At 71.6% G+C, this 8,350-nt stretch carries 7 protein-coding genes and 1 riboswitch; of the genes, 3 read left to right on the top strand and 4 right to left on the bottom strand.

Features of this window, described 5'->3' with window-relative positions:
* On the bottom strand, positions 1-358 hold a 358-nt coding region (locus BKE38_RS26960; RefSeq protein ID WP_165694296.1), incomplete at its 3' end, for a homoserine O-acetyltransferase/O-succinyltransferase family protein.
* A gap of 47 nt (positions 359-405) precedes the next feature.
* A riboswitch (SAM-I-IV-variant riboswitch) is annotated at positions 406-519 on the bottom strand.
* A 54-nt stretch (positions 520-573) separates the two neighbouring features.
* The gene (locus BKE38_RS26955) at positions 574-2,379 is read right to left on the bottom strand and encodes an ABC transporter ATP-binding protein (RefSeq protein WP_076960283.1); all 1,806 of its coding nucleotides are present in this window, start codon (positions 2,377-2,379) and stop codon (positions 574-576) included.
* A 519-nt stretch (positions 2,380-2,898) separates the two neighbouring features.
* Between BKE38_RS26955 and fumC the strand changes: the two genes are divergently transcribed.
* Positions 2,899-4,332, top strand: a complete 1,434-nt coding sequence (gene fumC / locus BKE38_RS26950) for a class II fumarate hydratase (protein WP_076960282.1) — start codon at positions 2,899-2,901, stop codon at positions 4,330-4,332.
* 42 nt (positions 4,333-4,374) lie between these two features.
* Here the strand turns inward: fumC and BKE38_RS26945 are convergent, their stop codons facing one another.
* Both BKE38_RS26945 and BKE38_RS26940 read right to left on the bottom strand, forming a co-directional pair.
* The gene (locus BKE38_RS26945; protein WP_076960281.1) at positions 4,375-5,388 is read right to left on the bottom strand and encodes a C-terminal binding protein; all 1,014 of its coding nucleotides are present in this window, start codon (positions 5,386-5,388) and stop codon (positions 4,375-4,377) included.
* Between the two features lie 3 nt (positions 5,389-5,391).
* The gene (locus BKE38_RS26940) at positions 5,392-6,327 is read right to left on the bottom strand and encodes a dihydrodipicolinate synthase family protein (RefSeq protein ID WP_076960280.1); all 936 of its coding nucleotides are present in this window, start codon (positions 6,325-6,327) and stop codon (positions 5,392-5,394) included.
* Positions 6,328-6,434: 107 nt separating this feature from the next.
* On the opposite strand from BKE38_RS26940, the gene BKE38_RS26935 reads away from it, so the two are divergent.
* Together BKE38_RS26935 and BKE38_RS26930 are read left to right on the top strand one after the other, a co-directional pair.
* Positions 6,435-7,367: a LysR substrate-binding domain-containing protein gene (locus BKE38_RS26935; protein WP_242662584.1), complete on the top strand. Its 933-nt coding sequence runs from the start codon at positions 6,435-6,437 to the stop codon at positions 7,365-7,367.
* Positions 7,368-7,387: 20 nt separating this feature from the next.
* Positions 7,388-8,314 carry a PfkB family carbohydrate kinase gene (locus BKE38_RS26930; RefSeq protein ID WP_076960279.1) on the top strand — a complete coding sequence of 309 codons (927 nt, stop codon included), beginning with the start codon at positions 7,388-7,390 and terminating at the stop codon, positions 8,312-8,314.
* Positions 8,315-8,350: the final 36 nt, after the last annotated feature.

Genomic DNA, 8,350 nt, shown 5'->3' with positions numbered 1-8,350 from the left:
AGGTGACCTCCTCGAAGGGCAGCGTCTCCACCGGCGCGCCGGTGATGATGAAGCCGTCGAAGCGCTCGCGCCGGACGCTCTCCCAGTCGCTGTAGAACGAGAAGATATGGTCGCTCGGGGTGTTGCGGGCGACGTGGTTGGTCATCCGCACCAGGGTCAGCTCGATCTGCAGCGGGGTCGCGCCCAGGAGGCGCGCGATCTGCGTCTCGGTGCGCACCTTGTTCGGCATCAGGTTCAGCAGGCCGATCTTCAGCGGGCGGATATCCTGCCGCACCGCATCCGTCTCGCGCATCAGCATGACCCCTTCGGCGGCGAGCGTCGCGGCGGCGGGCAGGTCGTCGGGGATCTTGATCGGCATGGCGCGGGGCCTCGGCTGGTGGGGGAGCCGGACGGACGCGCTGTGGCAGGGACCCGAATACTTGCCGGTTCGGCCACATCCCCCCTGGAAGACCAGGAGGCGCCACCTTGCCCGGGCGGGCAGGTTGGCGTCGGGCGTCGGCCCAACTCTTGATGTCGCCCCCTTTCTAGGCAGCCGGGCGCGGCTTGGCAATGCCGCGCCCGGGATCGGCCGGTTCAGTGCCCTTGGGTCAGCTCCAGCGCCTGCCGCTCGAACAGCCGGCGGTAGAGCCCGGCCGGGCGGTCGAGCAGGCTGGCATGGCTGCCTTCCTCCACCACCCGGCCGCGGTCGAAGACCAGGATGCGGTCCATGGCGCGCACCGTCGCCAGGCGATGCGCGATGACCACGGCGGTGCGGCCCTGGAGCAGCCGGGCCATGGCCTGCTGGATCGCCGCCTCGCTCTCCGAATCCAGCGCCGAGGTGGCCTCGTCCAGGATCAGGATGGGCGCATCGGCCAGGAAGGCGCGGGCCAGCGCCACCCGCTGCCGCTCGCCGCCCGACAGCTTGACGCCGCGCTCCCCCACCAGGGTCGCGTAGCCGCGCGGCAGCCGCTCGATGAAGTCCTCGGCATTGGCCAGCCGGGCGGCGCGCGCGATGTCCGCCATCGAAGCCCCCGGCCGTGCGTAGGAAATATTCTCCGCCAGCGAGCGGTGCAGCAGCACCGGCTCCTGCTGCACGATGGCGATGCGCGACCGCAGCGAGGCCTGGGTGACGCCGCGCACATCCTGCCCGTCGATCAGCACCGCGCCGCCCGTGACGTCATGCAGCCGCTGGATCAGCTTCACCAGCGTCGTCTTGCCCGAGCCGGAGGGGCCCACCAGGCCGACGCTCTCGCCGGCGCGGATGGTCAGGTCGAGGTCGCGATACAGCGGCTCGGCATGGCCGCCATAGCGGAAGGTCACCTTGCGGAACTCGATCGTCCCGGCGGCGACCTGCGCCGGCACCGCATCGGCCGCATCGGCAATCCCCTGCGGCGTGTGGAACAGCTGGACGAACTCTTCCATCTCGTTGATGCCGCGCTGCAGATTGCTGATGTGGTAGCCGACATCGCGCAGATAGCCCTGCACCATGAAGAACATGGTCAGCACCGTCGCCACGTCGCCGGCCCCTGCCTCGCCGCGCCACCACAACAGCAGGGCGATGCCGATGACGGCGATGCGCAGCGCCAGCAGGGTGGCGATCTGCAGCGCCTCGGAGGCGGTGCCGCGCTGCCAGCCGCGCCGCGTGCGCCGCCGCCACTTGTCGAGCAGCCAGCCCAGCCGGTCATCCTCCCGCGCCTCGGCCGCGAAGGCCTTGACCACGGTGTTGGCGCCGATGGCGTCCGCCATGGCGCCGCCCAGCCGGCTGTCCCAGCCATTCGACAGCCGCAGCGCCGGCGCCACCCAGCGGAGCGACAGGAACAGCGTCATGGCGACGTAGAGCGTGCCGCCGACCGCCACCAGCAGCCCCATGGCCGGCCAGCGCCAGCCCAGCGTCACCGTGGCGCCGACCAGCACCAGGGCCGAGGGCAGCAGGGCGATCAGGATGGTGTCGTTCAGCAGGTCGATCGCCCAGATGCCGCGGCTGATCCGCCGCACGGTGGCGCCGGCGAAGCCGCTGGCATGCCAGTCGGCCGAGAAGCGCTGCACCCGGGCAAAGGCGCCGGCGCCGCTGTGCTGCATGCTGCGGAGCGTCAGGGCGATGACGCCCAGGATGCCGGCGACGCGCCCGGCCAGCAGCGCCAGGCCCAGCAGCGCCAGCAGGCCGAGCGCCGCCAGCGCCTGGTCCAGCGCCGCCTCGCGGTCGCTTCCGTCCAGGGGGCCGGCCGAGGCGATGGCCTCGACCAGCCGCCCGGCATAGATCGGCACCAGCACGTCGGTCAGCGTGGCCAGCCCCATGCCGCCCAGGATGGCGGCCAGCAGCCAGGGATGCCGCGCCCATTGGCGCAGCAGGAAGGGGATCACCCGGCGGAAAGGCTCCGCCGGCTTCGGGTCGGGGGTCACGGATGCGTCCCGCCCGGCGGATCCGGGCGGCCTCTAATGGGGGCCGCAAGCCGGGCAGCGACGCTTCCTGCGAAGGTCAACCCCACGGCGCAGCGATGCGGAAGGAAGGCGAGGGAGGTCTCGGGGCGGCGGCGGCCGCCGGCGACCTAGCGGTCCTGCGCGGGGCCCGCGGTCGGGGGGATTCCCCCGCTCCGTGGGCGGCCGATGGCGAGGATCATCGGCGGCAGGGGCGGCTCGCGATGAAGCATGATGTCCATGGAACCCTCCCTGCAGCGCTGGATTGCGCGGCCGTAACCTAGACGCGGCGCCGGCGCGGCGGCAAGCGTCACCTCGGTGATGGCGTGGACACGAGCGCGCGACGGACCCTCAGCCACCTGGCCCGGTTGCCGCGACGCCTTCGCCGGATTATTGAGAATGCGTCGCATATTCAAAGTTTGCGCGCCCTGGTCTGCCCGGGCGCGCGCACCACATGCCACGGGAGCAGGGCGCCGGGCGCGCCCATCCAGGACGGAGGATCGCATGCAGAAGCTGCCCATCGGGACCAACGCCACCGGAAGCCGCGCCGAGAGCGACTCCATGGGCCAGATCGAGGTTCCCGCCGCGCATTACTGGGGCGCCCAGACCCAGCGCAGCCTGCTGCATTTCTCGATCGGCACCGCGGCCGACCGCATGCCCGCCGGCATTCCCCACGCCTTCGGCTATGTGAAGAAGGCGGCCGCCCTGGTGAATGCCCGCGCCGGCCGGCTGGACCAGGCCAAGGCCGAGGCCATCGCCGCCGCCGCCGACGAGGTGATCAGCGGCGCCCTCGACGACGAGTTCCCGCTGTTCGTCTGGCAGACCGGCTCCGGCACCCAGACCAACATGAACGCCAACGAGGTCATCGCCAACCGCGCCTCGCAGCTGCTGGGCGGCAAGATCGGCGCCGGCCGGCTGGTGCACCCGAACGACGACGTCAACATGGCGCAGTCGTCGAACGACACCTTCCCGACGGCGATGCATGTCGCCGCCGTGCTCGAGCTGCGGCATCGCACCATCCCGAGCCTGGAGGCGCTGACCGCCGCCATTGAGGACAAGGCGCGGCTCTGGGCCGATGTCGTCAAGATCGGCCGCACCCACCTGCAGGACGCGGTGCCGCTGACCGTCGGCCAGGAATGGTCGGGCTGGGCGCGGCAGATGCGCGACGCACTGGCGAACCTGGAGCGCAGCATCGACGGGCTGCTGGAGCTCGCCGCCGGCGGCACCGCGGTCGGCACCGGGCTGAACGCGCCGGCCGGCTTCGCCGAGGCCATCGCCGAAGAGATCGCGACGCTGGCGGGCCAGCCCTTCCGCACCGCGCCGAACAAGTTCGCGGCCCTCGGCGGGCTGGACGCCATGGTGGCCGGCATGGCTGGGCTGCGCGGCGTCGCCGTGGCGCTGCTGAAGATCGCCAACGACATCCGCTGGCTGGCTTCCGGCCCGCGCTGCGGCTTGGGCGAGCTGACCTTGCCGGAGAACGAGCCCGGCTCCTCGATCATGCCGGGCAAGGTCAATCCGACCCAGTGCGAGGCCATGGTCATGGTCTGCACCCAGGTGCTGGGCGAGGATGCGGCGGTGGCCTTCGCCGGCTCCCAGGGCCAGCTGAACCTGAACGTGATGCGCCCGGTGATCATCATGAACTTCCTGCGCTCGGCGCGGATCTTGGGCGATGCGGCCGGCACCTTCCGCCGCTACACCATCGAGGGGACCGAGCTGAACCGCGCCCGCATCGCCGAGCTGCTGGACCGCTCGCTGATGCTGGTGACCGCGCTGGCGCCGGTGATCGGCTACGACAAGGCGGCGAAGATCGCGCACAAGGCGCATGTCGAGGGCTCGACCCTGCGCGAGGCGGCGCTGGCCAGCGGCTGGATCGATGGCCCGGCCTTCGACGAGGCGGTGCGGCCGGAGCTGATGGTCGGCCCGATGCCCGCCATCTAAGGCGAGTTCGGGCGGGCTGCGAACGGCCCGCCCGGGTTCCTGTCAATCAGACTCAGGCGGGATGACGTTGGTCGACAAGCCGTCGAGCAAGACATCCCGCATGGTCTCGGCGCCCTTCACCCGGATGTCGAGCAGGGATTCCGGCGCGTGGAAGGCGCTGTGCGGCGTGACGATCAGCCGGCCGCGCAGCCATTCCTCCCGCGCCCGATAGGCCTGCAGCAGCGGCGGCTCGGGCAGGGGGACCGGCTCGACCGGCAGCACGTCGAGGCCGGCGCCGGCCAGATGCCCGCTGCGCAGGTTGGCCTCCACCGCGTCGAGGTCCAGCACCGGACCGCGGGCGGTGTTGATCAGCACGGCATCCTTCGGCAGCTGCGCCAGCTCGGCCGCGCCGATCAGGCCCTTGGTCTCCCGCGTCAGCAGGCAGTGCAGTGACAGCACGTCCGACTGCGGCAGAAGTTCCTGCAAACTGCGGCACCGGTTGATGCCCAGCGCCCGATCCACCCCGTTCGGCAGCTTCGGATCATAGAAAAAAACTTTGAAGCCCAGCGCCTTGGCGCGCAGCGCGACGGCGGTGCCGATGCGCCCCAGCCCGACGATGCCGAAGTTCTGCACGTTGAGCCGGCGGATCACCGGCGCGTCCAGGTAGTTCCAGGCCGCCGGCGGGTCGCTGCGCTGCACGTCGTGGTGCAGCAGCAGCCCGCGGCGCAGCGCCAGGGTCATGGCGATGGCGTGGTCGGCGATCTCGGACGTGCCGTAATCGGGCACGTTGCAGACCTTGATGCCGCGCGCCGCGCAGGCGGCGCGGTCGACGCGGTCATAGCCGACGCCGAGACGCACCACGACCTTCAGCTTCGGGAAGCGCGCCAGGTCCTCCGCGGTCAGCCAGTTGCGGAAGACGAACAGGCCTTCCGCCTCGTCGCTGAGCGCCTTCGGCAGCGTGTCGTAGCTGCCGAGGCCGCCGCCCCGGTGGAGCGCGACGCGCCCCCCGAAGATCGGCTGCTCGAAGCTGTCGTCGGGATAGAGCGCTTCCGGCTCCAGGACGGTGATCGGCGCCATGGCTCAGCCCAGCTTGCCGGCGCGGGGGTCGTGGCGGGCGACGCGGGACAGCAGGTACTCGACCTCGGATTTCGCCTTGGCCGAGAGCGCCGCGCCCGGCTTGCGCTGCGCGTCGGAGGCGATGATGCCGCGGCGGGCCATGACATACTTGCGGACGGCGAGGCCGGTCGGGCCCTGCTGCTGCTCGTAGCGGAGCAGCGGCAGGTGGCCGTCGAACAGGTCATGCGCCTCGTCGCGCTTGCCCTCGGCCTGCAGGCGGACGATGTCGCAGAGCATGTCCGGGAAGGCATAGCCGGTCATGGCGCCATCGGCGCCGCGCTCGACCTCGAAGTCGAGGAAGAGGCCGCCATTGCCGCAAAGAATGGAAATCGGCTTCATCGAGCCGTCGGCCTGGAAGCCGCGCAGCGTCGAGATCTTCTCGAGGCCGGGCCAGTCCTCATGCTTCAGCATGACACAGGCCGCGTTGTCTTGGACGATGCGGCGGATGACGTTCGGCGTCATGACGACGGAGAAGGTCTGCGGGAAGTCCTGGATGACGAAGGGGATTTCCTCGCCGATCGCCTCGCTGGCCTGGCGGTAATAGGTGACGATCTGGTCGTCGGTGCGCAGCGTGTTGGGCGGGGCGATCATCACGCCGGCCGCACCCTTGTCCATGGCGGCGCGGGCGAGCGTCCGCATCGCCGCGAAGCCCGGGGCGGAGACGCCGACGATGACCGGCACGCTCTTGGCGCGGGTGATGAAGCGGGTGGCGAGCTCCAGCGCCTCGGCGCCGTCCAGCTTCGGGGCCTCGCCCATGACGCCCAGCACGGTCATGCCGGTGCTGCCGCATTCCAGGTAGAAGTCGGTCATCTTGTCGACCGAGGCATAGTCGATGCGACCCTCGGCATCGAAGGGGGTCGGCGCGATGGGGTAGACCCCCTTGGCGGTGTGGTCGAGCACTGGCGTTCTCTCCTGGGCGCTATTTTCCGGGCGCGATCCTGGCCAAGCCGGCATCCCGGGTAAACCCCCGGGGCGCCGTCTTCACCTGACGGATTTTCCGTGATGTGATGGCCGCCGCCATGAACACCCGCTTCCTCGCCACCCTCTGCGCCGTCGCCGAGGCCGGATCGCTGGCCGCCGCCGCCCGGCGCCTCGGCCTGGCGCACGCCACCGTCGCCGAGCAGGTGGCGGCGCTGGAGCGCGAGCTGGGCGCGCCGCTGCTGACCCGGCGTGGCCGCAGCCTGGTGCTGACCGAGGCCGGCCAGGCGATCCTGGAGCCGGCCGCCGAGATCCTGGCCCGCGTCGAGGCCTTGCGCGCCCGGGTGCAATTGGGCGAACTGCGCGGCCAGCTGCGGGTCGGCTCCATCTCGACGGCGCTGATCAGCCTGATGCCGCCGGCGCTGAAGCGCATGGCCGAGCGGCATCCGCGCATGGAGATCAGGGTGCTGCCCGGCACCTCGGCGCTGCTCTACCGCATGCTGGAGGCCGGCGAGCTGGACTGCGCCCTGATCGTCGAGCCGCATTTTTCCCTGCCCAAGAGCCTCGACTGGCACCCCGTCCGACGGGAGCCGATGACGCTGATCGCGCCGGCCGCCATGCCGGGGGCCACCGCCGCCGAGCTGCTGTCCGCCGCGCCCCTGATCCGCATGGACCGCGCTGCCTGGAGCGGCCGCCTGGTCAACCGCGCGCTGGGCGACCTCGACCTGCCGCTGCGCGAGCTGTTCGAGCTGGATGCGCAGGAGGCCATTGTTATTCTCGTGGCCCAAGGCCTGGGCGTCTCGCTGCTGCCCGACTGGGGCATCAAGCCGCCGGCCGGGCAACCGATCCGCCGCATCCCCGTGGGGGATGGCGCCTATGACCGCGTCGTCGGCTTGGTCCTGGCGCGCGGCGCGCGGGAGAAGCTGGCGCGCAGCCTGGCGAGCGCGCTGGAGGAAGCCGGGCGCGACATCCTGGCCGGGGGCTTGCCGGCGGCCACGGCCCAGGCTCCGATGGGTGCCTGACGCTGCGCCGGACCCGCCTCATGCTGCCGCCCAAGCCTGCGCCCCGGATCATCTGCCTGGGGCACGCGACGCTCGACCGCTCCTATGTCATTGAGCGCTTCCCGCCCGGCCCGCGCAAGGTCAAGGCGCTGGCCGCCTTCGCCAATGGCGGCGGCATGGCCTCCTCCGCCGCGGTGGCCGCGGCCCGGCTGGGGGCGCGGGTGTCGCTCTGGGGAAGGGTCGGCGACGACGCGCCGGGGGCCGAGATCCGCGCCAGCCTGGAGGGCGAGGGCGTCGCCACCGACGGGCTGCGCTGCGTGGCCGGCGCCATCTCCGCCACCTCGGCGGTGATCATCGACGCCGCCGGCGAGCGGCTGCTGGCGCATCACGACGGCGACCGCCTCGACGCCGATCCTGGTTTTCTGCCGGTGGCCCAGGTGAACAGCGCCGATGCCGTGCTGGCCGACCTGCGCTGGATCGAGGGGGCCATGGCGCTCTTCGCCGCGGCGAGGGCGGCCGGGGTTGCGACCATCCTGGACGCCGATGTCTCCGACATCCCGGATCTGCGCCCGCTGCTGGGACTGACCGACTACGCCATGTTTTCCGAGGGCGGGCTGGCGGAATTCAGCGCGGCGCCGCTGGAAGCATCCCTGGCGGCGGTGCGGGCGGCAGGGCCGCGCCATGCCGGGGTGACGCGGGGGGCGGCGGGATATTTCTGGCAGGAAGGCGAGGGCGGGCTGCGCCACCAGCCCGGCTTCCCGGTCGAGGTGGTCGACACCAACGGCGCCGGCGACGCCTTCCATGGCGGCTTCGCCTGGGCTCTGGCCGGCGGGCTGGATGCGGGTCAGGCAGTCCGGCTGGCCTCGGCCGCGGCGGCGCTGAAATGCCGCAAGCCGGGCGCACGTGCCGGCCTGCCGCGCCAGTCCGAGCTTTTTTCTTTCATCGAAGAAGTTGGGACAGACGACTGATCCTGCAGCTTTCTCTTAGCGCGACCAGTTGAGAAA

Source organism: Teichococcus deserti (assembly GCF_001982615.1).
In the GTDB taxonomy this organism is placed as follows: domain Bacteria; phylum Pseudomonadota; class Alphaproteobacteria; order Acetobacterales; family Acetobacteraceae; genus Pseudoroseomonas; species Pseudoroseomonas deserti.
Note: the sequence above shows the minus strand (reverse complement) of the source record. Positions and strands in the feature narration are given on the sequence as shown.

Bases quoted from the DNA above. Each gene is read 5' to 3' on its own strand.
- fumC (WP_076960282.1), top strand. From the start codon at position 2,899: ATGCAGAAGCTGCCCATCGGGACCAACGCCACCGGAAGCCGCGCCGAG.
- BKE38_RS26945 (WP_076960281.1), bottom strand. From the start codon at position 5,388: ATGGCGCCGATCACCGTCCTGGAGCCGGAAGCGCTCTATCCCGACGAC.
- BKE38_RS26935 (WP_242662584.1), top strand. From the start codon at position 6,435: ATGGCCGCCGCCATGAACACCCGCTTCCTCGCCACCCTCTGCGCCGTC.
- BKE38_RS26930 (WP_076960279.1), top strand. From the start codon at position 7,388: ATGCTGCCGCCCAAGCCTGCGCCCCGGATCATCTGCCTGGGGCACGCG.